The 23,161-nt window shown below is 71.7% G+C and carries 25 protein-coding genes and 3 tRNA genes; 10 read left to right on the plus strand and 18 right to left on the minus strand.

The features are described 5' to 3' along the window. Positions 1–25: 25 nt before the first annotated feature. Entirely contained in the window at positions 26–1,570 is a 1,545-nt protein-coding gene (locus tag AB0C33_RS17115; RefSeq protein ID WP_358288509.1) for a DAK2 domain-containing protein, read from the minus strand. 199 nt (positions 1,571–1,769) lie between these two features. Here AB0C33_RS17115 and rpmB point away from each other — a divergent pair, with 199 nt between their 5' ends. Further along, the gene (gene rpmB / locus AB0C33_RS17120) at positions 1,770–1,955 is read left to right on the plus strand and encodes a 50S ribosomal protein L28 (RefSeq protein ID WP_043618345.1); all 186 of its coding nucleotides are present in this window, start codon (positions 1,770–1,772) and stop codon (positions 1,953–1,955) included. A 100-nt stretch (positions 1,956–2,055) separates the two neighbouring features. Here the strand turns inward: rpmB and thiD are convergent, their stop codons facing one another. From thiD to AB0C33_RS17135, 3 genes are all read right to left on the minus strand, one after another. Continuing rightward, complete coding sequence (gene thiD, locus AB0C33_RS17125) at positions 2,056–2,853, minus strand: bifunctional hydroxymethylpyrimidine kinase/phosphomethylpyrimidine kinase (protein WP_358288512.1); 798 nt, start codon at positions 2,851–2,853, stop codon at positions 2,056–2,058. A 30-nt stretch (positions 2,854–2,883) separates the two neighbouring features. Next, the gene (locus AB0C33_RS17130) at positions 2,884–4,656 is read right to left on the minus strand and encodes a hypothetical protein (protein ID WP_358288515.1); all 1,773 of its coding nucleotides are present in this window, start codon (positions 4,654–4,656) and stop codon (positions 2,884–2,886) included. A gap of 125 nt (positions 4,657–4,781) precedes the next feature. Further along, positions 4,782–5,750 carry a thiamine-phosphate kinase gene (locus AB0C33_RS17135; RefSeq protein WP_358288518.1) on the minus strand — a complete coding sequence of 323 codons (969 nt, stop codon included), beginning with the start codon at positions 5,748–5,750 and terminating at the stop codon, positions 4,782–4,784. A gap of 47 nt (positions 5,751–5,797) precedes the next feature. On the opposite strand from AB0C33_RS17135, the gene AB0C33_RS17140 reads away from it, so the two are divergent. Next, positions 5,798–6,031: an Lrp/AsnC ligand binding domain-containing protein gene (locus AB0C33_RS17140; protein WP_125637145.1), complete on the plus strand. Its 234-nt coding sequence runs from the start codon at positions 5,798–5,800 to the stop codon at positions 6,029–6,031. 75 nt (positions 6,032–6,106) lie between these two features. Further along, on the plus strand, positions 6,107–6,487 hold the full coding sequence (locus tag AB0C33_RS17145) for a DUF3515 domain-containing protein (RefSeq protein WP_358288521.1): 381 nt from the start codon (positions 6,107–6,109) through the stop codon (positions 6,485–6,487). Here AB0C33_RS17145 and AB0C33_RS17150 read toward each other — a convergent pair. The 3 genes from AB0C33_RS17150 to AB0C33_RS17160 all read right to left on the minus strand — a co-directional run bounded on the left by AB0C33_RS17150 (position 6,470) and on the right by AB0C33_RS17160 (position 9,352). Then, positions 6,470–7,564: a D-alanine--D-alanine ligase family protein gene (locus AB0C33_RS17150; RefSeq protein ID WP_358288524.1), complete on the minus strand. Its 1,095-nt coding sequence runs from the start codon at positions 7,562–7,564 to the stop codon at positions 6,470–6,472. The two genes, AB0C33_RS17145 and AB0C33_RS17150, sit on opposite strands and share 18 nt — an antisense overlap. 62 nt (positions 7,565–7,626) lie before the next feature. After that, positions 7,627–8,637 carry an NAD(P)H-dependent glycerol-3-phosphate dehydrogenase gene (locus tag AB0C33_RS17155; RefSeq protein WP_358288527.1) on the minus strand — a complete coding sequence of 337 codons (1,011 nt, stop codon included), beginning with the start codon at positions 8,635–8,637 and terminating at the stop codon, positions 7,627–7,629. Positions 8,638–8,641: 4 nt separating this feature from the next. Beyond that, complete coding sequence (locus AB0C33_RS17160; protein ID WP_358288530.1) at positions 8,642–9,352, minus strand: lysophospholipid acyltransferase family protein; 711 nt, start codon at positions 9,350–9,352, stop codon at positions 8,642–8,644. Positions 9,353–9,432: 80 nt separating this feature from the next. Between AB0C33_RS17160 and cofC the strand changes: the two genes are divergently transcribed. Together cofC and AB0C33_RS17170 are read left to right on the plus strand one after the other, a co-directional pair. Next, positions 9,433–10,068 (plus strand): 2-phospho-L-lactate guanylyltransferase, encoded by a 636-nt coding sequence (gene cofC / locus AB0C33_RS17165; RefSeq protein WP_358288533.1) that lies wholly within the window; start codon positions 9,433–9,435, stop codon positions 10,066–10,068. 53 nt (positions 10,069–10,121) lie between these two features. Beyond that, a complete protein-coding gene (locus AB0C33_RS17170; protein WP_352324833.1) occupies positions 10,122–10,331 on the plus strand; it encodes a hypothetical protein in 210 nt (69 codons plus the stop codon). A 65-nt stretch (positions 10,332–10,396) separates the two neighbouring features. Here AB0C33_RS17170 and AB0C33_RS17175 read toward each other — a convergent pair whose 3' ends face one another. The 4 genes from AB0C33_RS17175 to leuC form a co-directional block, all read right to left on the minus strand. Then, positions 10,397–10,696, minus strand: a complete 300-nt coding sequence (locus tag AB0C33_RS17175) for an HU family DNA-binding protein (RefSeq protein WP_352352161.1) — start codon at positions 10,694–10,696, stop codon at positions 10,397–10,399. A gap of 99 nt (positions 10,697–10,795) precedes the next feature. Further along, entirely contained in the window at positions 10,796–11,023 is a 228-nt protein-coding gene (locus tag AB0C33_RS17180) for a hypothetical protein (RefSeq protein WP_352352162.1), read from the minus strand. Next, entirely contained in the window at positions 11,002–11,589 is a 588-nt protein-coding gene (gene leuD, locus AB0C33_RS17185; protein WP_358288536.1) for a 3-isopropylmalate dehydratase small subunit, read from the minus strand. Before leuD ends, AB0C33_RS17180 begins: the two co-directional genes overlap by 22 nt. 15 nt (positions 11,590–11,604) lie before the next feature. Next, on the minus strand, positions 11,605–12,990 hold the full coding sequence (gene leuC / locus AB0C33_RS17190) for a 3-isopropylmalate dehydratase large subunit (RefSeq protein WP_352319072.1): 1,386 nt from the start codon (positions 12,988–12,990) through the stop codon (positions 11,605–11,607). Positions 12,991–13,053: 63 nt separating this feature from the next. On the opposite strand from leuC, the gene AB0C33_RS17195 reads away from it, so the two are divergent. Next, the gene (locus AB0C33_RS17195; protein WP_352319070.1) at positions 13,054–13,770 is read left to right on the plus strand and encodes an IclR family transcriptional regulator; all 717 of its coding nucleotides are present in this window, start codon (positions 13,054–13,056) and stop codon (positions 13,768–13,770) included. Positions 13,771–13,828: 58 nt separating this feature from the next. Next, a complete protein-coding gene (locus AB0C33_RS17200) occupies positions 13,829–15,541 on the plus strand; it encodes a hypothetical protein (RefSeq protein ID WP_358288539.1) in 1,713 nt (570 codons plus the stop codon). Positions 15,542–15,677: 136 nt separating this feature from the next. Here AB0C33_RS17200 and AB0C33_RS17205 read toward each other — a convergent pair. The 3 genes from AB0C33_RS17205 to AB0C33_RS17215 all read right to left on the minus strand — a co-directional run bounded on the left by AB0C33_RS17205 (position 15,678) and on the right by AB0C33_RS17215 (position 16,506). Then, positions 15,678–15,750: transfer RNA gene (locus AB0C33_RS17205), tRNA-Glu, on the minus strand. Between the two features lie 19 nt (positions 15,751–15,769). Then, a tRNA-Glu gene (locus tag AB0C33_RS17210) sits at positions 15,770–15,845 on the minus strand. 79 nt (positions 15,846–15,924) lie between these two features. Further along, complete coding sequence (locus AB0C33_RS17215) at positions 15,925–16,506, minus strand: hypothetical protein (RefSeq protein ID WP_358288542.1); 582 nt, start codon at positions 16,504–16,506, stop codon at positions 15,925–15,927. Positions 16,507–16,687: 181 nt separating this feature from the next. On the opposite strand from AB0C33_RS17215, the gene AB0C33_RS17220 reads away from it, so the two are divergent. Then, on the plus strand, positions 16,688–16,849 hold the full coding sequence (locus AB0C33_RS17220) for a hypothetical protein (RefSeq protein WP_358288545.1): 162 nt from the start codon (positions 16,688–16,690) through the stop codon (positions 16,847–16,849). A 59-nt stretch (positions 16,850–16,908) separates the two neighbouring features. Here AB0C33_RS17220 and AB0C33_RS17225 read toward each other — a convergent pair. Next, positions 16,909–16,980 (minus strand) — tRNA-Gln (locus tag AB0C33_RS17225). A gap of 166 nt (positions 16,981–17,146) precedes the next feature. On the opposite strand from AB0C33_RS17225, the gene AB0C33_RS17230 reads away from it, so the two are divergent. Beyond that, positions 17,147–19,117: a M3 family metallopeptidase gene (locus AB0C33_RS17230; RefSeq protein WP_358288547.1), complete on the plus strand. Its 1,971-nt coding sequence runs from the start codon at positions 17,147–17,149 to the stop codon at positions 19,115–19,117. A gap of 53 nt (positions 19,118–19,170) precedes the next feature. Here the strand turns inward: AB0C33_RS17230 and AB0C33_RS17235 are convergent, their stop codons facing one another. Next, positions 19,171–19,716 carry a PadR family transcriptional regulator gene (locus AB0C33_RS17235; RefSeq protein ID WP_358288550.1) on the minus strand — a complete coding sequence of 182 codons (546 nt, stop codon included), beginning with the start codon at positions 19,714–19,716 and terminating at the stop codon, positions 19,171–19,173. A 54-nt stretch (positions 19,717–19,770) separates the two neighbouring features. Here AB0C33_RS17235 and AB0C33_RS17240 point away from each other — a divergent pair, with 54 nt between their 5' ends. Next, the gene (locus tag AB0C33_RS17240; protein WP_358288553.1) at positions 19,771–21,021 is read left to right on the plus strand and encodes an MATE family efflux transporter; all 1,251 of its coding nucleotides are present in this window, start codon (positions 19,771–19,773) and stop codon (positions 21,019–21,021) included. Here the strand turns inward: AB0C33_RS17240 and gltX are convergent. Next, positions 20,915–22,288: a glutamate--tRNA ligase gene (gltX, locus tag AB0C33_RS17245; RefSeq protein ID WP_358288555.1), complete on the minus strand. Its 1,374-nt coding sequence runs from the start codon at positions 22,286–22,288 to the stop codon at positions 20,915–20,917. The genes AB0C33_RS17240 and gltX overlap by 107 nt on opposite strands. Then, positions 22,281–23,057 (minus strand): fumarylacetoacetate hydrolase family protein, encoded by a 777-nt coding sequence (locus tag AB0C33_RS17250; protein WP_352319059.1) that lies wholly within the window; start codon positions 23,055–23,057, stop codon positions 22,281–22,283. The genes gltX and AB0C33_RS17250 overlap by 8 nt, the downstream gene beginning before the upstream one ends. Positions 23,058–23,161: the final 104 nt, after the last annotated feature.

Raw genomic sequence — 23,161 nt, forward strand, 5'->3', positions numbered from 1 at the left:
TCGCTCGCGGAGAGAGTTCGCGCCGCTACTCGACGCCGATCAGCAGCGGGTAGCCGCCCTGCTCGCCGTCGTAGACGACCAGGTCGACGTCCGGCCGCGTGCGCCGCAGGTGGTCCTCCAGCCGGGCGGCCAGCCGTTCGGGCAGGTCGGCGCCCGTGACCAGGGTCACCAGCTCGCCGCCGCCGGCCACCATGCGGTCGATGATCAGCCTCGCCACGCGCTCCAGGTCGCCGCCGATCACCGCCACGTCCCCGTCGATCAGGCCGAGCACGTCGCCCGGCCGGCACACGCCCGCGCTGGTGAACGCCTCCCTGTCCGCCACCGCCAGATGTCCGTACCTGGTGTGGCCGGCGGCGTCCGTCATGGCCACCACGTCGTCGTCGAACCGGCGCAGCGGGTCGTGCACGGCCAGCGCCGACAGCCCCTGCACGGTCGCCCTGGTCGGCAGGACGCTGACGGCCACGCCGTCCTCGCGGGCGATCTCCGCCGCCGCGACGGCGATCGCGAGGACGCCCTCGTCGTTCGGCAGCACGGCCACCTCGGCGCCCGCCTGCCTGATCGCGGCCAGCAGCTCCGGCAGCGCGGGCCGGGTGCCGGGCGCGCGGCGCACCACGACCGCGCCGCTCTCCTCGAACAGCGCCGCGATCCCGTCGCCGGCCGCCACCGCCACCACGCCCCTGCCCGCCCTGCCCCGGTGCGTGCGCTCGGCCAGGTACGTGATCCTGACCCGGTGCGGACGTCCCGCCCGCAGCCCCGCCTCCACGGCCGCCCCCGCGTCGGCCACGTGCACGTGCACGTTCCACAGGCCCTCGCCGCCCACCACGACCAGCGACTCGCCCATGGCGTCGAGCTCGTCGCGCAGCGCGGCCACCGCGCGCTCGTCGGCGTCCAGCAGGTACATCACCTCGTAGCCGGCGCCCACCTCGGTCATCGGCGTGACCCGCCCGGTCGGCGCCGGCACGTCGTAGTGGTCGCTGTAGGAGTCGGTGAGCACGGCGGCCAGGGTCTCCAGCACGATCGCCGCCCCCGCGCCGCCCGCGTCCACGACCCCGCTGCGGGCCAGCACGTCGAGCTGCCCCGGCGTGCGGCGCACCGCGGCCCGCGCCTCCCGCGCCGCCTGCCGCGCCACCTCGCCCGCGTCGCCGTCGGCGTCCCGGGCGGCGCGGGCGGCCGACTCCAGCACGGTCAGCACCGTGCCCTCGACCGGCCTGGCCACGGCCTCCCTGGCGAGCGTGGCCGCCCTGACCAGGCCGGCGCGCAGGTCGGAGCCGTCCTTGAGCACCTCGGCCAGCCCGCGCAGCGCCTGGCTGACGATGACCCCCGAGTTGCCGTGCGCCCCCACCAGCGCCCCGTAGGCGAGCGTCTGCCACACCACGGCCGCGTCGACGTCGTCGGGCAGGGACTCGACGGCCTCGGCCGCCGACAGCATGGTCAGGTGCAGGTTCGTGCCGGTGTCGCCGTCGGCCACGGGGAACACGTTGAGCGCGTCGATCTCCGGTCTCGCCCGGCCGAGGGCGTCGGCGGCCAGGCGGGCCCAGCGGCGCACCGCGGGCGGGTCGAGGGCCTTCATCTGCGCTCCTTCGACCTCCCCGCATGCGCTACCTTGTTGGAGGAGAATATCCCCGCACCGGCCCCCGTCCAGTGCTCTGGTTCGCGCCCAATGGTGTGGATCAGATATTCTCGTCTGGCTGGCCGGTTGTCCCGGCATGCCCTCCGCCCGGAAAGCATCAGCGGACAGGGCTACATCGACTGTTATAAGGAGCGATACCGTGGCTTCCGTCTGCGATGTCTGCCGCAAGGGGCCGACCTTCGGCAACAACGTGTCCCACTCGCACCGCCGTACCCGTCGTCGTTGGAACCCCAACATCCAGACGGTCCGCGCGGTCGTCGGCGGCACGCCGAAGAAGCTGAACGTGTGCACCTCGTGCATCAAGGCGGGCAAGGTCACCCGCTAGTTCTCGTCTTTCGCGAAGCCCGCCGCTCCTGATCACTGGAGCGGCGGGCTTTCGTCGTGCCCGCCCCCGGCCCGCCCCCGCCATGGGACGGGCTCAGGGGTCAGCGCCAGCGCCAGGCGTGGTCCACCGGGCCGATGCCGGAGCCCAGGGGGAAGCCGCGGGCGATCGCGCCCGTCACGTACTCCTTGGCCCTCCCCACCGCCGTCGGGACGTCGTCGCCGAGCGCGAGCCGGGACGCCAGGGCCGAGGCCAGGGTGCAACCCGTGCCGTGGGTGTGCCGGTTGTCGAGGCGTTCGGCGGCGAAACGGTGCTCGGTCGTGCCGTCGGTCAGTAGGTCGACGGGGGCGCCGGGCAGATGGCCGCCCTTGATGAGGGCCCAGGACGGCCCCAGCGCGAGCACGGCGTCGGCGGCCCTGCGCAGGTCTCCCTCGTCCTCGACCTTGACGGAGGTGAGCTGCTCCACCTCCCACAGGTTCGGCGTCACGACCGTGGCCACGGGCAGCAGGCGCGTCCTGAGCGTGTCGACGGCCTCGGGGGCGAGCAGGGAGTCGCCGTGCTTGGACACCCCGACGGGATCGACCACCAGCGGCGCGTCATAGGCCCCCAGCACCTCGGCCACCGTCTCCACCAGCACCGGCGAGGCCAGCATGCCGGTCTTGACCGCCTGCGCCCCGATGTCGCCCAGCACGGAGTCGAGCTGCGCGCGCACGGCCTCGGGCGGCAGCTCCCAGTAGCCCTGGACGCCCAGCGAGTTCTGGGCCGTGACGGCGGCGATCACGCTCATGCCGTGCACGCCCATCGCCATCATGGTCTTCAGGTCGGCCTGGATGCCCGCGCCGCCTCCGGAATCGGAGCCCGCGACGGTCAGCACACGTGGAGGGGTCGTCATGAACCCCATCCAACCACTCGACCGGCACCAAGCAGGCACTCAGCCGATCGCGCACTCCCCGCCGACCAGCCCGCACGCGCCCGGCTCCTGCGCCTTCCCCGTCGCCGAGTACGTGACGCTCACCGAGTCCCCGGCGGCCAGCGAGCCCGACAGGTCGATGATCAGCAGGTCGCCGTCCTGGGTCCAGGAGCCGCCGTTCACGTCCATGACGCGGCCCTCGACCGGGAGGGAGAAGGTGGCGTTCGCCAGCGGGGCCGGCGACTGGTTGGTGACGCGCAGCGTGGCCGAGTACGAGGTGAGCCGCTGCTTGACCGTCTGCCGCACGTTGACCGAGCCGCCGCTGCCGCCGTACCCGGACGTGGAGGTGGTCGCGGGCGCGGGGCTGCTGCCCACCGTGGGGACGACGCCGGTGTCGGAGTTGCCCAGGGGCGTGCCGTTGTCGGTCGGGGCCTCGGAGATCGTCTCCTCGGCCGGCGGCTCCGGCTCCCGCGTCGGCTTGGCCGAGGCCTTCGTCCGCGTCCTGGTGGGCGTGGGGGTGGGGGCCGTGCTGCGGCGCGGGACGCGGTTGCCGACCGTGGGGGCGGTGGTCGTCGGGGCGTCGGAGGGCGTGCTCGTCTCCTCGTCCTCCGTCGGCTCCTCGGAGGGCTCTTCCTCCTCCGTGCCGGGGTCGGAGACCGCGGCGGTCGAGGGGCTGGTGCTGGTGTGGACGGCGGCGCAGCTCGCGTCCGCGCACTTGCCGGGGTCGTCCGAGGAGCTCATGAGCTTCACCCCGGCGACCGTGCCGCCGAGCACGACGGCCACGGCGGCGACCGACAGCAGCGCCATGCGGCCCCTGCCCTTGCCGCTGCCGCCGCCGGCAGGCGGGTTCAGGCCGTCGTCGTCGCCACCGCCGCCGCCCCTGGAGGACTTGCGCCGGCCGCCGCGGCGGCGGCCACGGGACTCGCCGGACTCGTCAAGGTCGTCGAGGTCCTGGTCGGAGGACCAGCCCGAACGCAGGAAGCCGGTCTCGGCCTCCGCCCAGGCGGGCGTGTGCGCGGCGGTCGGCTCCCCGGCCACCTTCACGTCACCGGGCTCCGGCGGCCTGGCGTGGAAAGCGGTGTCGGACTCGGCGGGCACGTCGAACCTGGCCGTGTTTCCGGGCTCCGGCACGTCGAACCTGGCGGTGCCACCGGGTCCGGACATGTCGAACCTGGCCGTGCCACCCGGCTCCTGGGCGTCGAAGGGGCCGGTGTTCCCGCCCTGCCTGTCGAAGGGGCCGGTGTTCCTGCCCTGCCTGTCGAACGGGCCGCTGTCAGGGCCCTGCGCGTCGAACGGGCCGGTGTTCCGCCGGGGGGCGTCGAAGGGGCCCGGGGTGCGGCCGGAGGCGTCGAAGCTCGGCGGCGGCCCGAAGGCGGACGTGGCGTCGGGCTGGGAAGAGGGGCCGACGGCGTCCCAGTCGGCCGGGCGGGCGAACGCGCCCGTCACCTCGAACGGCCCGGCCCCGTTCGGCTCGGGGTAGGGCGACCCGGAGAACTGGGGACCGTTCGGCGGCGGAAAGGGGCCGGAGGGGGCGTCGGACGGCGGGAACCCTGGGGCGGCGTCGGCGGGCACGGCGAAGGCACCCGTGGTCTCGAACGGCTCGGGCTGCCTGCCGCTGCGCTGCGGCGGGCCGTCCTCGCGGCGCGGCATCGGGGCCCACTGCCCCGTCACCTCGACCTGGTCCGGCAACGCCGGCCAGCCCGGCGCCTCGGCCGGGTCGTCGGGACCCCAGAAAGCGCTGCCGTTCCCCCGTTCATCCCCATCGTCGGATCCACCGGTGCCGTGGCGGCCCATGGCTGCCCTTTCTCGCGGTTACAGTGGCCGCCAATCTTCATAACACCTTTACTACGTCCTTGTCACAACAATCCCGCTAGTCCTACCCTAAATCCGGAAAATTTCACGTAAATCGGGACAAGTCATCACCGAAAGTGATCCCAGCCGCCCTGTCCCACCTGGCGGCCGTGCACCAGCACGCCTTCCCCCTCGACCACCCGGCCCACGACCTGCCACGACGGCGGCAGCCGTACGTCAGGCGGGAAGACCGCGGCGAGCGCGTGATCCTCACCACCCGTGAGCACCCATTCGAGCGGATCCTGCCCCAGCTCCTCGGCCGCCGCCGCCACCGGCTCCCCCACGGCGAACGACCCGGGATCGAGCTCGACGCGTACGCCACTGGCCGCGGCCACGTGCCCGAGGTCCTGCACCAGGCCGTCGCTGACGTCGAGCATGGCGCTCGCGCCCAGCGCGGCCGCCCGCGGCCCCTCCTCGTACGGCGGGCAGGGCCGCCGGTGGGCGGTCACCGCCTCCGCCAGCACGCCGGAACCCGCGGCGACCCCGGCGGCCAGCAGCGCCAGCCCCGCGGCGGCGTACCCCAGCCGCCCGGCCACGGCCACCACGTGTCCCGGCCGCGCCCCGGACCGCGTCACCGGCGCCCGCCCGCGCAGGTCGCCCAGCGCGGTCACCCCGATGACCACCAGGTCCGACCGGGTGATGTCGCCGCCGACCACGCTCGCGCCGACCACCGCGCACTCCTCGCGGAATCCGTCGGTCAGGGCGTCCAGCCAGGCCACCGGCAGCTCGGCGGGGATGCCGAGCCCGACCACGATGGACGTCGGGACGGCCCCCATGGCGGCGATGTCGGCCAGGTTCTGGGCGGCGGCCTTGCGGCCCACGTCGCGCCCACCGGACCAGTCGAGCCGGAAGTGCCTGCGCTCGACCAGCAGATCGGTCGAGACGACCACCCGCCCGTCGGGCGCGGCGACCATGGCGGCGTCGTCACCCGGGCCGAGCATGACCCCCTCTCCCTGGGGCAGGCGTCCGGCAATACGATTGACGACACCGAACTCGCCGAGATCTCCGACTGTGATGACGCACCTCCTGACGCACACAGGGTACGGTGGCCCTTCGGCGTGATCCAATCGCCCGGGAGGACGTGATGGTGCAGGCCTACATCCTTATTCAGACCGAGGTCGGCAAGGCCGCCGCCGTTGCCGAGGAGATCTCCGGAATTCCGGGGGTCACCCAGGCGGAAGACGTGACGGGGCCCTACGACGTGATCGTCCGCGCTGAGGCGCGCAACGTCGACGAGCTCGGCAAGCTGGTCGTGGCGCAGATTCAGGCGGTGGAGGGGATCACGCGTACTCTTACGTGTCCGATCGTTCATATCTGACACATTCGAGGTCTGGGTTCCATGCGCGCCGCCGCCGTTCTGTTCCTTCTTCTGGCACTCGCCGGCTGCGGTGGCGTGGTACAGGTCGATCCGCCCAAGCCTTCGGGGGAGGCTGCGGCGGCCTGTGACAAGCTCGCGTCCCTGCTGCCCAAGACGCTCGACGGCGCCGAGCGCGGCACGTCGGAGCCGGCCTCGCCGTACGTGGCGGTCTGGGGGGAGGCGTCCATCGCGGTGCGCTGCGGTGTGCCGCGGCCTGCCCGGATGGCGCCGACCGACCAGCTCCGGGAGATCGACGGGGTGGGCTGGTTCGCCGATCCGGACAAGCCCACCCTGTTCACCGCGGTGGCCGCGCCCACGTACGTGGAGGTCACGGTCGGCGGCGACCACGCGGCGCCCGACGTGCTGGCCGAGCTGTCGGGGCCGATCGGGCGGGCCGTGTCAACGCAGGCCGGGTGAGCGCGACAGCGCGAGCTGGATCAGCCGGTCGACCAGCTGCGGGTACGACAGCCCCGAGGCCGCCCAGAGCTGCGGCGCGACCGACAACGAGGTGAACCCGGGCATCGTGTTGATCTCGTTGAAGATCAGCCGGCCGTCGGGCGTGTAGAAGAAGTCGACCCGGGACAAACCCTCGCAGTCGAGCGCCTCGAAGGCCCGTACGGCCATCGCGCGCAGCTCCTCCGCGGTCTCGGCCGGGATGTCGGCCGGCACGGTGAGCGACATCTGGTCGGGGTAGTACTTGGCCTCGAAGTCGAAGAACTCCTGGCCGCCCTCGACCTTGACCTCGCCCGGGATCGACGCGGCGGCGGGCTCGTCGCCGAGCGACTCCAGCACCGCGCACTCGATCTCGCGGCCCTCGATCGCGGCCTCGATCAGCACCTTGGGGTCGTGCACCCGGGCGGACTCGACGGCCGCCTCCAGCTCGGCGCGGTCGTGGGCCTTGGAGATGCCCTGCGAGGAGCCGGCCCTGGCGGGCTTGACGAACACCGGGAAGCCGAGCTCCTCGGCCTCCTTCAGCACGCACTCGCGGTTGAGCCGCCAGTCGCGGTCGCGGACGACGACGTACCGGCCGATCGGCAGCCCGGCGGCGGCCATCACGGTCTTCATGTGGGCCTTGTCCATGCCGACGGCGCTGGCCAGCACGCCGGAGCCGACGTAGCGGACGCCGGCCATCTCCAGCAGGCCCTGGATGGTGCCGTCCTCGGCGAACGGGCCGTGCATGACGGGGAAGACGACGTCGACCGTGCCGAGCTCGACCGGGATGCTCCCGGGGTCGTAGGCCACCAGCCCGGCGCCGCCGCTGGGCAGCGCGAGCGCGGCTCCGGAGGTGTCGACCGCGGGCAGCTCCCCGGCCTCGATGGCGAACCGCTGGTCGGACGCGGCGAGCACCCACCTGCCGTCCTGGGCGATCCCGACCGGGATCACCTCGTACTTACTCCTGTCGATCACATCCAGCACGCTGCCCGCGCCCATGAGGGACACGGCATGCTCAGAATTGCGACCTCCGAAAACGACGGCGACGCGTGGCTTGCTCATGACGTCCGAATCTACCGGGGTGTCCCCCTGACAGCGAGTCGAGCGCGCGGTGGCGTCCGGATTCACAGGCCGTACCGTTCGGGTTTGGGCGAGCGGGACATGAGCAGCATGCCCGCCTCCGACGGCGACATGCCGTCGTGCACGACCCCGACGACCACCTCGGTGATCGGCATCTCGACGTCGTGCTTCCTGGCCAGCTCGAGGACGGACTCGCAGGACTTCACGCCCTCGGCGGTCTGCCTGGTGGCGGCGACGACCTCGGCGAGGGTCATGCCGCGGCCCAGGTTCTCGCCGAAGGTGCGGTTGCGCGACAGCGGCGAGGTGCAGGTGGCCACCAGGTCGCCCATGCCGGCCAGCCCGGCGAAGGTGTGGGGGTCGGCGCCGAGCGCGGCGCCCAGGCGGGAGATCTCGGCCAGGCCCCTGGTGATGAGCATGGCGCTGACGTTGTCGCCCATGCCCATGCCCGCCGAGACGCCCACGGCCAGCGCGATCACGTTCTTCACCGCGCCGCCCAGCTCGACCCCGACCACGTCGGTGTTGGTGTACGGCCGGAACCACGGCGGCAGGTGGCAGGCGGCCTGGAGGCGTTCGGCGACCGACTCGTCGGTGCAGGCGACGACCGTGGCGGCGGGCTGGCGGTGGGCGATCTCCTTGGCCAGGTTGGGCCCGGACACCACCGCGACCCGCTCCTCGGGCACCTCGGCGACCTCGCGGATCACCTCGCTCATGCGCTTGGTCGTGCCCAGCTCTACGCCCTTCATGAGGCTGACCAGGACCGCGTTCGGCGGGATGTGCTCGCGCCAGGCGGTCAGGTTGGGCCGCAACATCTGCGAGGGCACGGCCAGGACCACGAAGTCGGCGCCGTCGAGCGCGCGCACGGGGTCGGTGGTGGCGTGCAGCGCCTCGGGCAGCGTCACGCCGGGCAGGTAGTCGGGGTTGGCGTGGTCCTTGTCGATCGCCTCGACCAGCTCCGGCCTGCGCCCCCACAGCGTGACCTCGTTGCCCGCCTCGGCGAGGACCATGGCGAACGTGGTGCCCCACGAGCCCGTGCCGAGAACGGCTGCCTTTGTCATGCCATCACCGCCTGGCGGGATCGTAGGGAGTTTCCGGGGCCTTCTCGCCGCGCAGCTCGGTCAGCTGCTCGGTGATGGCCGCCATGATGTCGGCGGTCGCCTCGCGCAGCACACTGGCGCGCAGGGGCTGCCCCTCGTACTTGGACAGGTCGACCGGCGGGCCGACGGTGACGTGGAAGGTCTTGCGCGGGAACAGCCTGGGCCTCTTGGCGCCGTACGGGAGCAGCTCGTGGGCGCCCCAGTGGGCGATGGGGATGACCTGGGCGCCGCTCTCCAGCGCCAGCCGGGCGGCGCCGGTCTTGCCCACCATGGGCCACAGCTCGGGATCGCGGGTGCAGGTGCCCTCGGGGTAGAACAGGATGGCCGCGCCGTCGCGCAGCCGCTGGGCCGACGAGCTGAGCGACCTGGCCGCCTCGCTGCTGCCCCGCTCGACCGGGATGGCCAGCAGGCCGTTGAGCGCCCGGCCCAGGAAGGGCACCTTGAACAGCACGGCCTTGGCCAGGATGACCGGCCAGCGGCCGTTGTTGAACAGGAAGTGCGACAGCAGGACGGGATCGCTCCAGGACAGATGGTTGGCCGCGATGATGATGCCGCCGGTGCGCGGGAGTCGCTCGCCGTTGCGCCAGTCCTTCTTGACCAGGAGCCACGACAGCGGCTTGACCACCGCTACGGCGAATGACTCCCAGAAACGCGAAGGTCGCGTGGGGCGGCTCATGGTCTCCTCCAACCCGTACGGTGTGCGCCCCAAGTCTCCCGGTTGGCCGCTTGGGATGTCGAGGCGAGATGCTTAAGCCTATGAGCAACCGCTGGTCTCTGGTCATTCCGGTGAAGACGCTGGTCGCGGCGAAGACGCGGCTGGCGGCCGCGACGGGTCCCCACCGTACGCGGCTGGCCGTGGCCGTGGCCTGCGACACCGTGGCCGCGGCGCTGGCCTGCCCGGCGGTGGCGCGGGTGATCGTGGTGACCGCCGATCCGGCCGCGGCGGGGCCGCTGGGGGCGCTGGGCGCGGAGGTGGTGCACGACCCCGACCGCGGGCTCAACACCGCGTTGCGCACGGGCGCGGCCCATGCCGTCCGCGTCGCGCCCGGTGAGGCGGTGGGGGCGCTCCAGGCCGATCTGCCGGCCCTGCGACCGGCCGAGCTGGCGACGGCGCTGGCCGCGGCGGCCGAGTTCGACCAGTCGTTCGTGCCGGACGCCCAGGAGGTCGGCACCACGTTCTACGGCGTGCTGGCCGGGCGGCCGTTCACGCCGCGGTTCGGCGGCGAGTCGCGGGCCAAGCACCTGGCCGGCGGCGCGAAGGAGCTGTGCGTGCCGGGGATCGACTCGCTCCGGCGGGACGTGGACACCCCCGACGACCTGCGCGCGGCCCTCGCCCTGGGCCTGGGCCGGCACACGGCGGCGGTGGTCGCCGACCTGTGGCCGGGCGCGTGACCCTCCGGGCCGCCTCTCGCCCGCCGGACGGCGGTCGGCTTAGGCTGGACGGCGTGCAGGCGACGGTACGCAGCTTCGACGAGGTCACCCGTTCCGGCTCGGTCTTCCTCGACGACGGGACGGTGCTGGAGTTCGGCACGCGCGCCTTCGACGCGGGGCCGCTGCTGCTGCTGCGCACGGGGCAGCGGGTGAACCTGGCGACCGACGGCGGGCAGATCACCTACATCACGCTGTCGACGTTCCCGATTCCCGCGCCCGAATGACGACGCGGTCCCGGAAAACAGCGAACGCCCGGGCGTGGGCCGCCCGGGCGTGATGTCCGCTGAGACTATTTCTTCTTGCCGATCTGCTTGCCGCCCTCGTTGACCAGGTCCTTGAATTCAGAGCCGGGACGGAACTTGGGCGCCCAGCTCTCGGCGACCTTGATCTCGGCGCCGGTCGACGGGTTCCTGGCAGTGCGGGCGGGCTTGTTCACCATCTCGAACGCGCCGAAGCCCGTGATGGAGACCTTGTCCCCGCTCGCCACGGCCTTCTGGATGGCCTCGATGACCGCGTTGACGGCCTCGGTGGCCGTCCTTTTGTCGCCCACCCGATCGGTGATGGCGTCGACGAGCTCTCGCTTGTTCATGAAAGTCCTGCTCCCCCAGTGACGGCTCGGGGTTCCAGCTCTCGAGTTCGACGTAGAAACCCCTTACGCGCTCGAAAGTAGGCGGGATCGCGGGGGAACTCAATCACCCTGCGTGTTTTCCCCCTCGCGTGGCGTGTCGAGGGCGCCCAGAAAGGCGTCGAGCCGGGCGGCCGCCCTTTCCGGATCGCGCTTGGCGAGATCGCAGATGGACAGGTAACGGCGGGCCGCCCGTTCCTTGTCGGCGGCGGGGAGCATGCGGACGCGGCGGTGCGCCTCGCGCAACCGCCGCGCCAGTTCGTCGTCTTCTAGACGGTCGTCGGCAGCCATGGCTGCCGACCATTCTCGTACGCGGCCACGTCGTCGGCGTGACGCAGGGTCAGGCCGATGTCGTCCAGGCCCTCGGTGAGGCGCCAGCGGGTGTAGTCGTCGATCTCGAACGGCACGACCTCGCCGGCCCAGCGGACCTGGCGTTCCAGCAGGTCGACGGTCACCTGCAGCGTCGGGTCGGCCTCGACGGCGGCCTGCAGGGCCTCGACCTTCTCGGCGGGCAGGACGACCGGCAGCAGCCCCATCTTGGTGGAGTTGTTGCGGAAGATGTCGCCGAAGCGGGCGGCGATCACGGCGCGGAAGCCGTACTGCTGCAGGGCCCACACGGCGTGCTCGCGGGAGGAGCCGGTGCCGAAGTCGGGACCGGAGACCAGGATCGAGCCGCCCTCGTAGGAGGGGTCGTTCAGGACGAACGTCGGGTCCTCGCGCCAGGCGGCGAACAGGCCCTTCTCGAAGCCGGTGCGGCTGACCTGCTTGAGCCAGACGGCCGGGATGATCTGGTCGGTGTCGACGTTGCTGCGGCGCAGCGGCACCGCCGTACCGGTGTGGGTGGTGAAGGCGTCCATCGGTCTGGTTCTCCCTTACAGGTCGGCGGGGGCGGTCAGGCGGCCGGTGACCGCGGTCGCGGCGGCGACCTGCGGCGACACCAGGTGGGTGCGGCCGCCCTTGCCCTGGCGGCCCTCGAAGTTGCGGTTGGAGGTGGAGGCGCTGCGCTCGCCGGGCTTGAGCGTGTCGGGGTTCATGCCGAGGCACATCGAGCAGCCGGCCTCGCGCCACTCGGCGCCGGCGGCCTTGAACACCTCGTGCAGGCCCTCCTGCTCGGCCTGGAGCTTGACCAGCATCGACCCGGGCACGATCAGCGTGCGGGTGCGGACCTGGCGGCCGCGCAGGATCTCGGCGGCCGAGCGCAGGTCCTCGATGCGGCCGTTGGTGCACGAGCCGACGAACACGGTGTCGACCTCGATCTCGCGCAGCGGCGTGCCCGCGGTCAGGCCCATGTACTCCAGCGCGCGCTCTGCGGCCGAGCGCTCGACCGGGTCGGCGAAGCTGTCGGGGCTCGGCACGGACTCGCCCAGCGGCAGGCCCTGGCCGGGGTTGGTGCCCCACGTGACGTACGGGGTCAGCGTCGAGGCGTCGATCTCCACGACCTTGTCGAACACGGCGTCGTCGTCGGTGCGCAGCGACTTCCAGTACTCGACGGCCTGGTCCCACAGCTCGCCCTCGGGGGCGTGCGGGCGGCCCTTGAGGTAGGCGAACGTGGTCTCGTCCGGAGCGATCACGCCGGCGCGGGCGCCCGCCTCGATGGACATGTTGCAGACGGTCATGCGGCCCTCCATGGAGAGCTTGCGCACGGCCTCGCCGCGGTACTCGACGATGTAGCCCTGGCCGCCGCCGGTGCCGATCTTGGCGATGATCGCCAGGATCAGGTCTTTGGCGGTGACGCCGGCGGGCAGCTCGCCCGAGACCTCGATGGCCATCGTCTTCGGCCGGTAGGCGGGCAGCGTCTGGGTGGCCAGCACGTGCTCGACCTCGGAGGTGCCGATGCCGAACGCGATGCCGCCGAAGGCGCCGTGGGTGGAGGTGTGGGAGTCGCCGCAGACGATCGTCATGCCCGGCTGGGTCAGGCCGAACTGCGGGCCGATGATGTGCACCACGCCCTGGCCGGCGTCGCCCATCGGGTGCAGCCTGATGCCGAACTCGGCGGCGTTCTTGCGCAGCGTCTCGACCTGGGCCTTGGAGACGGGGTCGGAGATCGGGCCGAGCACGGTCGGGACGTTGTGGTCCTCGGTGGCGATGGTGAGATCGGGCCTGCGCACCTTCCGGCCGGCGAGACGGAGTCCGTCGAACGCCTGCGGACTGGTCACCTCGTGAATGAGGTGCAGGTCGATGTAGAGCAGGTCGGGTTCGCCCTCCGCACGGCGGACGACGTGCTGCTCCCAGACCTTCTCGGCCAGTGTGCGGCCCATGATCTCCTCCTTGAGATTGCCTCCGACTTGCTTTCTCATATGTCGAGACGGCAGTATCGGTGTATGGACAACTCTAGCGGAGTCGGAGTACTCGACAAGGCCGTTCTTGTACTCAATGCCCTCGAAGCGGGTCCCGCTTCCCTGGCTCAGCTCGTCCAGGCCACCGGCCTGGCCCGCCCCACGGCCCACCGGCTGGCCGTCGCACTTGAGCACCACCGCATCGTGAGCCGCGACACCCAGGGCAGATTCGTGCTCGGGCCGCGGCTCGCGGAGTTGTCCACGGCGGCCGGCGAGGACCGGCTGCTCGCGGTGGCCTCGCCCGTGCTGATGCAGCTGCGCGACCTGACCGGCGAGAGCGCGCAACTCTACCGGCGCCAGGGTGACGAGCGGGTCTGCGTGGCGGCGGCCGAGCGGGCCAGCGGCCTGCGCGACACCGTCCCGGTGGGCTCGGCGCTGCCGATGACGGCCGGCTCGGCGGCCCAGATCCTGCTGGCCTGGGAGGAGCCCGACCGGCTGCACAGGGGCCTGCGCGGCGCCAAGTTCACCGCCGCCACCCTCGCCTCCGTGCGCCGCCGCGGGTGGGCCCACAGCGTCGGCGAGCGCGAGCAGGGGGTGGCCAGCGTGTCCGCCCCCATAAGGGGCAGCGGAGGCAAGGTGATCGCGTCCGTCTCGGTCTCCGGGCCCATCGAGCGGCTCACCCGGGCGCCCGGCCGGTTGCACGCCGTGCCCGTCATGGCGGCCGCCGAACGCATCACCGAGGCCATGCGCCGCACGTCATGATCGGCGAAAGCTCGTATTTCGGGGGCCGACTGCCTCGCGGGCGCACTAGCCTGAGTGCGTGACAGATCGCATCGAGGTAGCCGCCACTGAGCTGCGACCCCTGCTCGAAGAGTTCATCCTGTGGGCGCGTTCCAACGCGCCCGGAAGCGACCCCGAGCTCGTGGGGCCTGCCGCACTCTGGCACCGTCTCGCCTTCTCGCCGGACCTCGGCACGTGGAAGCGTTCCGACCTGCGCAACCTGCTGCTCGACCGCATGCCGAAGGTCGTGGAGGATCCCGACGCCGCCGCCGACGGCATGCTGCCCGCCGTCGACGCGTACCTGACGTTCCTCTCCCAGACCGGCAGGCTCGCCAAGGGCTCCGACTCCCTCGCCGACCTGCAGGCCGAGCTCGACGACGTCGAGGACGAGTTCGTCGAACTCATGGAAGACCTGCTCGACGACGACGGCGCGGGTGACGACGAGGAGGAGACCGGCGACCTGGGCGACTTCGAGGCGTTCGCCGACGAGCTGGCCGAGCTCGACACGATCAGGCTGCGCCCCGACTCCGAGCTGGCCGCGGCCGCCCGCCGGTCCCCGCTGGTCGCCAAGGCCCGCGACCTGGCGCTGTGGGTCGGCTCCGGCCGCCGCGTCGGCGAGGACACCCTGCTCACCGACGCCGAGGTGGAGGAGGCGCTGGCCGCCGTCGGCCTGCCCAGGCCCGAGACCGACGGCCCGGTGGCCGAGGCGGTCCCGCAGCTTTGGAACATCTGGAACCTCGCCGTCGACCTGGAGTTCCTCGAACCGGGCGAGGGCAACACCGTGGCCGTCCAGGACGACACCTCCGAGTGGCCGTTCGACGACGACGAGGACGTCCTCGACGCCTGGATGCTCGGCCTGCACTCGGTCGACTACGGCGACCCCGAGCTCGACGACGACGACCTGACGATGGCGCTGGCCGGCCTGACCCGGGGCCTGCTGGTCAGGCTGCTGCTGGCCGGCGGCTCGCGCGAGCGCGACGACCTGGCCCGCGAGCTGGCCGAGGCCGCCGCCGACCTCGACGAGCTGGGCGGCGACGCCTGGGAGGCGGCCGGCGACCCGCTCGCCCCCGCCATCGACTGGCTGACCGGCTACGGCATGGTCGAGGTCGAGGGCACGACCGTGCGCCTCACCCCGCTGGGCACCGAGGGCGTCGTCCACCTGGTGGACGACGCCGACATCGAGGTCGACGCCCGGCCCGCGATCGAATCCATGAGCGCCCACGAGCTGCTCGCGCTGAGCGCCGAGCTGCCCGAGGACGAGGCCGACGCCGAGTTCGCCGCCTGGATGCAGCTCAGGGAGCCGGCCAAGGCCGCCGAGGAGCTGCTCGACGCGGCGGCCGAGGACGAGAGCGACGCCCTGATCCGGGTACAGGCGGCCAGCGTGGTGGGCACGCTGGGCGAGGCCGCCGTCCCGGCCTGGCAGGAGGCGCTCAAGCAGCCGTCCCTGCGGCCCTACGCGGCGACGCACCTGAGCCAGCTCGGGGTCGAGGGGGCGCCCGAGCCCACCCAGGACGACACCCACTGGCTGATCCTCGACATGTGGACGATCTCGGCCGGGCTGGGGCGTTCGGAGTTCGTCAGCAGCCTGCGGGACATCGGGCCCGACATGGTCAACGGTCTTCTCGAGGTGATCTGGAAGATCCCGCACGCGCACGTCGAGGAGCTGCTTGACCTGATCTCCCAGGTCCACCCCGACAAGCAGATCGCCAAGGCGGCCCGCCGCGCCCTGTTCAAGGCCCGCTCCTCGGCCTGATCCCACCACGGCCAGGGCCCCGCGCGATCCGCGCGGGGCCCTGTTCCGTCTTCGAGCGTCCCTTGGGTTTTCGAGCGTCCCTGGGAACGCGAAAAACGCCCCGGTGCTTGACGCGCCGGAGCGTTTTGGGTGAACGTAGTCCCGACCGGATTCGAACCGGCGCTACCGCCTTGAGAGGGCGGCGTCCTGGGCCACTAGACGACGGGACCTTCGCACAGCTTGTGATCGTGGTAGTCCCGACCGGATTCGAACCGGCGCTACCGCCTTGAGAGGGCGGCGTCCTGGGCCACTAGACGACGGGACCTTGTCCACAAGCTGGTGTGCCGGGTCTCCCCGGCGACGCAGGTAACTCTACCGCACCCCGCAGACCACAACCAAACCGCTTATCGGCGCATGAGATCGGGCCTGTGACGGCGGACCCAGTCGCCCATCGGCCCCCGTTCCCACAGCGGGTCGATCTCGCCGAGCGGGATCGCGACCTCGGGCCGTCCGGTGACGGGGTCGGCGGGCACCCGGGCCAGGCGCTCGCGCATCCACCGCGGCGTCCGCGGCGGGAGCGTGCGCTCGCCCCACCCGACCAGCCCCACCGAGCGCAGCGCCGGGACGTGTACGCGGACGCCGCCGGGCCGGCCCAGGGGCCGGGGGTCGGCCGTCCGGGTGTCGACCACGCCGATCGCGGTGATGTCGGGCCAGCGCAGGCGCACCCGGAAGCCGCGGGCGTCGGCCAGTTCCACGCCCTCCGGCGAGAAGCGCACCACCGTGCCCGCGGCCATACGGCGGTGCTTGACGACGAGCACGCCGGTCAGTGCCGCCGTGGCGAGCGCGCCGATCACGACGCCCAGCGCCGAGCTGCCGGTGAGGAGGGCCCCGAGCAGCAGGCAGACGGCGAAGAAGAGCGCCAGCGGCGCGGCGAACGGGGCGACGAAACGGGTGAGGCCGCCCTCGCGCATGCGGAATTCGTCCATGAGGCGAGGGAGGCTACCCGCCGAGCAGTCCGCGGCGGAAGGTCTCCGCCGTTGCGGCGACGCGGTCTTCCCCTCGTACATGGCCCGCACCGCGCGTGCCGGCCGGCGCACGCCTTACCCCGAAGCCCTCAACAGCCTCCTGAGGAACGAAACCGCGCCCCTCGTCACACGGATGTCCAGCATGACGACTTCGTCCGTGTACGGCAGGGTCAGGGCCGTCCTGGTGGCATCGGCATGCTCGGCGACGTCGGTCATCGCCTCCTGGGCGACGTGGAACCGGGTGATCCCGCTCGCGCCGCGGCGCCGCTTGATCAGCGAGATTCTGGGCGACCTCGCGATCTGACGGGCCGCCGACACGAAAAAACGGATGTCTCTCAGGGAGACATCCGTTTCGGAAACTTGCTGGGGTACCAGGACTCGAACCTAGACTAACTGAACCAGAATCAGTCGTGCTGCCAATTACACCATACCCCACCGCTGCGAACTCCTTGTCGGAGCGCGCTTGGCGACGTCCGAAAGAATAGCCCAGCTCGGGGGGTAAGACCAAAACGATTGCCGAAGCGGCGTCCGGCCGCCTGCGGCACAGGCTCCGACGTGCCAAGCTGAAGAGGACAAAACACCACGTGGAGGAGCCCAAGCGTTGGCCGAGAACCCGTTCTTCGCCCCTAGTAGCCTGCCGTACCAGCTGCCGCCGTTCGCGGACGTCCGCGAGGAGCACTACCTGCCCGCGTTCGAGCGCGGCATGGCCGAGCACCTGGCCGAGGTCGACGCGATCGCGAACAACACCGAGCCGCCCACCTTCGACAACACGATCGCGGCCCTGGAGCGTTCGGGGCGGATCCTCGACCGCACGGCCACGGTCTTCTTCAGCATGGCCGCGTCCAACTCCAGCGACGGGATCATGGAGATCGAGAAGGAGATCTCCCCGAAGCTGACCGCGCACAACGACGCGATCCGCCTCAACCGGGCGCTGTGGGCGCGGATCAAGCAGGTGGGCACGTCCGACGCCGAGGAGGCGTGGCTGCTGGAGAAGTACCGGGAGGACTTCGTCCGGGCCGGGGCCGACCTGTCGGAGCCGGAGCAGGACCGGCTGCGCGAGCTCAACGGCGAGCTGTCGAAGCTGTCGACCGAGTTCGCGCAGACCCTGCTCAAGGCGTCCACCGAGGAGGCCCTGGTCCTCACCGACCCCAAGGAGCTCGACGGCTTCGACGAGGCCAGGATCGAGTCGCTGCGCAAGGACGACGGCACGTACGTCCTGCCGCTGCTGAACTTCACCAACCAGCCCGGCCTGGCCCAGCTCACCGACCGCGACGTGCGCCGCCGCCTGTACCAGCGGAGCGTCGGCCGCGCCCCGGCCAACTTCGACCGGGCCGCCAGGATGGCCACGCTGCGGGCCGAGCGGGCCGCGCTGCTCGGCTTCCCCGACCACGCCGCCTACTCGGTGGCCGACCAGACGGCCAAGACCGTCGAGGCGGTCGAGGAGATGCTCGGCCAGCTCGTCGGCCCAGCGGTGCGCAACGCCGGCAAGGAGGCCGAGGCGCTGACCGAGCAGGCCGGGTTCGAGATCGAGCCGTGGGACTGGTCGTACTACTCGGAGAAGGTACGGCTGGCCCGCTACGACTTCGACGCCGACGCCATGCGCCCCTACTTCGAGCTGAACCGGGTCATCAGGGACGGCGTGTTCTTCGCCGCCACCAAGCTCTACGGCATCACCTTCACCGAGCGGCCCGACCTGCGCGGTTACCACCCCGACGTGACCGTCTTCGAGGTGTTCGACGAGGACGGCGGCGCGCTCGGCCTGTTCCTGCTCGACCCCTACGCCAGGGCGAACAAGCGCGGCGGGGCGTGGATGAACAACCTGGTCGACCAGTCGCACCTGTTCGGCGAGCTGCCGGTGGTCATGAACAACCTCAACATCACCAAGCCGGCCTCGGGGCCGACGCTGCTGACGTACGACGAGGTGAACACCGCCTTCCACGAGTTCGGCCACGCGCTGCACGGGCTGTTCTCGCAGGTGCGCTTCCCGCGCGTGTCGGGCACCAGCGTGCCGCGCGACTTCGTCGAGTACCCCTCGCAGGTCAACGAGATGTGGGTGACCTGGCCGGAGGTCCTGGCCAACTACGCCAAGCACCACGAGACGGGCGAGCCGATGCCCGCCGAGCTGGTGGAGAAGCTCAACGCGGCCGAGAAGTTCAACCAGGGCTTCGCGACGGTGGAGTACCTGGCGGCCACGCTGCTCGACTGGGCCTGGCACCGGCTGGCGCCCGGCGAGCAGGTGGCCGACGCGCAGGCGTTCGAGCAGCGGGCCCTGGAGGCGGCCGGGATCGACGTGCGGCTGGTGCGCCCGCGTTACCGGACCAACTACTTCGCCCACATCTTCTCGGGCGGCTACAGCGCCGGCTACTACTCCTACATCTGGAGCGAGGTGCTCGACGCCGAGAGCGTGGAGTGGTTCAAGGAGAACGGCGGCCTGACCAGGGCGAACGGCGACCACTTCCGCCGCGAGCTGCTCTCCAGGGGCGGCAGCCTCGACCCGCTGACCGCCTTCCGCAACTTCCGCGGGCGCGAGGCGGGCATCGGGCCGCTGCTGGCCCGCCGCGGCCTCGACTGACCGCCGCTCCCCCGCCTCCCCCGCCTCCCCCGCCTCCCCCGATGAGGCTTTCCCTACGACGGCTCCGGCAGCTCCTCGATGCGCTGCCGGAGCCATTCCTTCTCCGCCCGGCTCGACGCGCGGGCGATCTCCAGCATCCCGCGCCGGTACGGGTCGGGCTCGTCCTTGATCCGGACCGGCCGGCCGCCCTCGTAGAAGAAGCTCGCCGGGGCCTCCAGGAAGGCCAGCCGGCGGCGCAGCACCCGTGACCGGTCGGCCGGGTCGGGCAGCGCCGACAGGAACGTCAGCAGGGCGAAGAAGCGCGTCTGGTCGCTGACATCGAGCTCGCTCGGCTCGCGCAGCCGCCGCAGCAGCTCCTCGCGGCCCTTGCCGGTGAGCGTGAGCACCTGCCTGCGGGCCGCCGCCGCGCCCGCCTCCTCGTGCCGCTCGACCAGGCCCTTGCTCTCCAGTCTCGATATGGCGGGGTAGAGGGCGCCGTCGCTGACCGGGCGGAGGTGGCCGGTGAGCGCGGCCAGGCGGGCCTTGAGCTCGTAGCCGTGCATCGGACGTTCGTTCAGGAATCCCAGGATGGTGAGGGACAGATCCCCGCCGCTTGCCATGTCGCGCATCGTAACGCTATACCTCTAAACGAGATACAACGAATCGAGGTATAAATGTTCCGGCTGGCTCTCCCCATCTACGTGGAGCTGCTCACCGCCGTGGTGGCGGTGGGGGTGATCGACCTGCTGTGGGTCTCGGGGCTCGGGGAGGGCGCCATCGCGGCCGTCACCGTGGGCACCACGGCCGAATACCTGGCCTACGGGCTGTTCCTGGCCGTCCCGACGGGGGTTACCGTGCTGATCGGGCGGCGTGACGGGCACGCGCCGATCGGGCCCGTGATCAGGACGGGCTGGGTGTTGTGGGCCGCGTTCTCGCTCGCCGTCGCCGTCCCCGGCGTGTTGCTGCGCGAGCCGCTGGCGGCCCTGTTCACCGACGATCCCGGGCCGACGGCCGGCTTCTTCCTGGTCTCGCTGGCGGGGCTGCCGGTGTTCTTCGCCCAGACCGTCGTGGACGGCGTCCTCAAGGGGCTGGGCGACACGAAGACCCCCATGCGGAACGCGCTGATCTGCAACGCCCTGGTGATCGTCCTGGACCCGCTGTTCATCTACGGCCTCGACCTGGGCGTCCAGGGGGCCGCGCTGGCCACCGTGGCGGCGCGGCTGATCACGCTCGGGGTGGCGTCGACCTCCCTCGTACGGCTCCGCGCCGCCGGCGGCGACGGCCTGCTCGCCGGCGAGGTGCTGCGGACCGGCCTGCCCATGTCGGGCGACTTCCTGGCCCGCTCCCTGGTGGGCATGGCGCTGGTGGAGATCGTGGCCGGGTTCGGCACGGCCGAGGTCGCCGGGTACGGCATCGGCCAGAAGATCATGCTGGCCGGCGTCATGGTCTTCTACGCGCTGCGCCAGGCGGCGATGATCCGCACCGCGCGGTCGGAGCCGGTCGGGTCACCGCTGCGGCTCGGGCTGGTGACGGGGGCGGTGGTCGCGGTGGTGCTCAACCTGGCGGCCGTGCCCGCGGCCGGGCTGTTCACCGACGACCCGGCGGTGGCCGTGGGCTTCCTGCGCTGGATGGCGCTCTACCTGGTGCCGTTCGGCGGGCTGATCGCCGTCGGCGGGGTGCTCCAGGCGAGCGGAAGGGGCAGCCGCCTGCTCGCCGCCACGCTGGCGGGCTTCGCGGTGCAGCTGCCCCTCGCCTATCTGCTGAGCTCGTGGCTCGGCGTCACGGGGGTGTGGCTGTCGATGGCCGTCGGGTCGTCGCTCAGCCTCGCAGGCGCGCTAGCGCCGCTCGGATCCGCTCCATGGAGCGCTCGCGCCCGAGCACCTCGATCGACTCGAACAGCGGCAGGCCCACCGTCCGGCCGGTGATCGCCACGCGCACGGGGGCCTGGGTCTTGCCCAGCTTGAGCCCGAGCGGCGCGCCGACCTCCTCCAGGGCCTCCTTGAGCGAGTCCGGGTCCCAGGCGACCGTCTGGAGGCGGTCGAGATAGCCGTCGAGGATCTCCACCGGGGAGTTCTTCATCGCCTTGTCCCAGGACGGCTGGTCGAAGACGGGCTCGTCGAGGAAGAGGAAGTCGACGTTCTGCCGGATCTCCGACAGCACGCCGATGCGGGTCTGGGCCAGCGCCGCGACCTTGCTGAAAAGCTCGCGGTCCCAGGCGGGGTCGAGGTAGGGCGAGCAGCGCTCCTCGAAGGTCTCCAGCGGCAGGGCCCTGATGTACTCGCCGTTGAAGGCCCGCAGCTTCTTCTCGTCGAAGAAGGCGCTGGCGGAGTTGACGTCCTCCAGCCTGAACAGCGGGACCATCTCCGCCCACGGCATGATCTCGCGGTCCTCGCCGGGGCCCCAGCCGAGCAGCATGAGGTAGTTGACCATGGCCTCGGCCAGGTAGCCCTCGTCGCGGTAGTCCTCCAGGGCCACCTTGTCGCGGCGCTTGGACAGCTTCTTGCGCTGCTCGTTGACGATCACCGGCAGGTGGGCCCAGACCGGCGGGGTGGAGCCGAGCGCCGGCCACAGCAGCACCTGCTTGGCGGCGTTGCCGAGGTGCTCCTCGCCGCGCACGACGTGCGTGATGCCCTGGGTGATGTCGTCGACGGCGTTGGCCAGCACGTAGAGCGGCGAGCCGTCGGTGCGGGCGATCACGAAGTCTTCCTGGGCCTCGTTGGGGAACTCGACGTTGCCCCTGATCAGGTCTTCGACGAGGGTGACGCCCTCGTCGGGGGTGCGGAAGCGCACCGCGCCCTCGGTCAGGCCGCGCTCGCGGCAGAACCCGTCGTAGCCCTTGTGCTCGGAGCCGGTGCGGGCCACCAGGGTCTCGCGGGTGCAGTCGCAGTGGTACGCCTTGCCGTCGGCCAGCAGCTTGGCCACGGCCTCGCGGTGCTGCGGCTCGTAGGCCGACTGGAAGTAGGGGCCCTCGAACACCGGGTTGGTGCCGTTGATGCCGATCCAGTCGAGCGCCGAGATGATGCCCTCGGTCCACTCCGGACGGTTGCGCGTGGCGTCGGTGTCCTCGACGCGCAGGACGAAGCGGCCGCCGGACTGTTCGGCGAGGGCCCAGTTGAACAGCGCCGTGCGGGCGCCGCCGACGTGGAACATGCCGGTCGGGGACGGGGCGAAACGCACCCGTAGATCAGTCACGGGAGACCACCTTGTTCGTGAGAGTGCCGATGCCTTCGATGCCGACGCTGACCTCGTCGCCGATCTCCAGCGGGCCGATGCCCGCCGGGGTGCCGGTCAGGATGACGTCGCCGGGGATCAGCGTCATGACGGCGCTGACGTAGGCGACCAGCGCGGGGATGTCGTTGATGAGCTGGCTGGTGCGGCCGCTCTGCCGGATCTCGCCGTTGACCGTGGTGGTCAGCGCCAGGTCGCTCGCGTCGAGATCGGTCTGGATCCAGGGCCCGAGCGGGCAGAACGTGTCGAAGCTCTTGGCCCGGGTGAACTGCACGTCCTTCTTCTGCAGGTCGCGGGCGGTGACGTCGTTGGCGCAGGTGTAGCCGAAGATGACGTCCTTGACCCGGTCGACGGGCACGTCGCGGCAGAGCCTGCCGATCACCACGGCCAGCTCGCCCTCGTAGTCGACCCGGTCGGACAGCGAGGTCGGGTAGGCGATGGCCTCGCCGTGGCCGATCACCGACGTGGACGGCTTCATGAAGATGAGCGGCTCGTCGGGCACCTCGTTGCCCATCTCGCGGGCGTGCTCGGCGTAGTTCCTGCCGATGGCGACGACCTTGCTCGGCAGCATCGGGGCCAGCAGCTTCACCTGGGACAGCGGGAAGCGCTCGCCGGTGAACTGCACCTGGCCGAACGGATGGCCGGAGACCGTGGAGACGAACTCCTCTCCAGGGCCGCCTTCGACCACGCCGAACGACACGCCTTCGCCTGTGGAGAACCTCGCTATACGCACCTGACAAGGCTATCGCCGCCGCCGGAGGGGTCCGCCCACCGGCAAAAAAGTCAGGAACTCTCCATAAATGCCCCCAGAGTCCGTTTTGTGGGGCATCGGTGGCG

It is taken from the genome of Nonomuraea sp. NPDC048881, assembly GCF_040649795.1.
Lineage (GTDB): Bacteria > Actinomycetota > Actinomycetes > Streptosporangiales > Streptosporangiaceae > Nonomuraea.

What these genes read in the sequence shown, in the direction of transcription:
- AB0C33_RS17140 (WP_125637145.1), top strand. Translation starts at nt 5,798, where the DNA reads ATGGTGCAGGCCTACATCCTTATTCAGACCGAGGTCGGCAAGGCCGCC.
- leuC (WP_352319072.1), bottom strand. Translation starts at nt 12,990, where the DNA reads ATGGGCCGCACACTGGCCGAGAAGGTCTGGGAGCAGCACGTCGTCCGC.
- AB0C33_RS17175 (WP_352352161.1), bottom strand. Translation starts at nt 10,696, where the DNA reads ATGAACAAGCGAGAGCTCGTCGACGCCATCACCGATCGGGTGGGCGAC.
- AB0C33_RS17155 (WP_358288527.1), bottom strand. Translation starts at nt 8,637, where the DNA reads ATGACAAAGGCAGCCGTTCTCGGCACGGGCTCGTGGGGCACCACGTTC.
- AB0C33_RS17215 (WP_358288542.1), bottom strand. Translation starts at nt 16,506, where the DNA reads ATGGACGAATTCCGCATGCGCGAGGGCGGCCTCACCCGTTTCGTCGCC.
- AB0C33_RS17220 (WP_358288545.1), top strand. Translation starts at nt 16,688, where the DNA reads ATGACGACTTCGTCCGTGTACGGCAGGGTCAGGGCCGTCCTGGTGGCA.
- AB0C33_RS17240 (WP_358288553.1), top strand. Translation starts at nt 19,771, where the DNA reads ATGTTCCGGCTGGCTCTCCCCATCTACGTGGAGCTGCTCACCGCCGTG.
- thiD (WP_358288512.1), bottom strand. Translation starts at nt 2,853, where the DNA reads ATGGGGTTCATGACGACCCCTCCACGTGTGCTGACCGTCGCGGGCTCC.
- AB0C33_RS17180 (WP_352352162.1), bottom strand. Translation starts at nt 11,023, where the DNA reads ATGGCTGCCGACGACCGTCTAGAAGACGACGAACTGGCGCGGCGGTTG.
- cofC (WP_358288533.1), top strand. Translation starts at nt 9,433, where the DNA reads ATGAGCAACCGCTGGTCTCTGGTCATTCCGGTGAAGACGCTGGTCGCG.
- AB0C33_RS17115 (WP_358288509.1), bottom strand. Translation starts at nt 1,570, where the DNA reads ATGAAGGCCCTCGACCCGCCCGCGGTGCGCCGCTGGGCCCGCCTGGCC.
- AB0C33_RS17235 (WP_358288550.1), bottom strand. Translation starts at nt 19,716, where the DNA reads ATGGCAAGCGGCGGGGATCTGTCCCTCACCATCCTGGGATTCCTGAAC.
- AB0C33_RS17160 (WP_358288530.1), bottom strand. Translation starts at nt 9,352, where the DNA reads ATGAGCCGCCCCACGCGACCTTCGCGTTTCTGGGAGTCATTCGCCGTA.
- AB0C33_RS17150 (WP_358288524.1), bottom strand. Translation starts at nt 7,564, where the DNA reads ATGAGCAAGCCACGCGTCGCCGTCGTTTTCGGAGGTCGCAATTCTGAG.
- leuD (WP_358288536.1), bottom strand. Translation starts at nt 11,589, where the DNA reads ATGGACGCCTTCACCACCCACACCGGTACGGCGGTGCCGCTGCGCCGC.
- AB0C33_RS17195 (WP_352319070.1), top strand. Translation starts at nt 13,054, where the DNA reads ATGGACAACTCTAGCGGAGTCGGAGTACTCGACAAGGCCGTTCTTGTA.
- AB0C33_RS17130 (WP_358288515.1), bottom strand. Translation starts at nt 4,656, where the DNA reads ATGGGCCGCCACGGCACCGGTGGATCCGACGATGGGGATGAACGGGGG.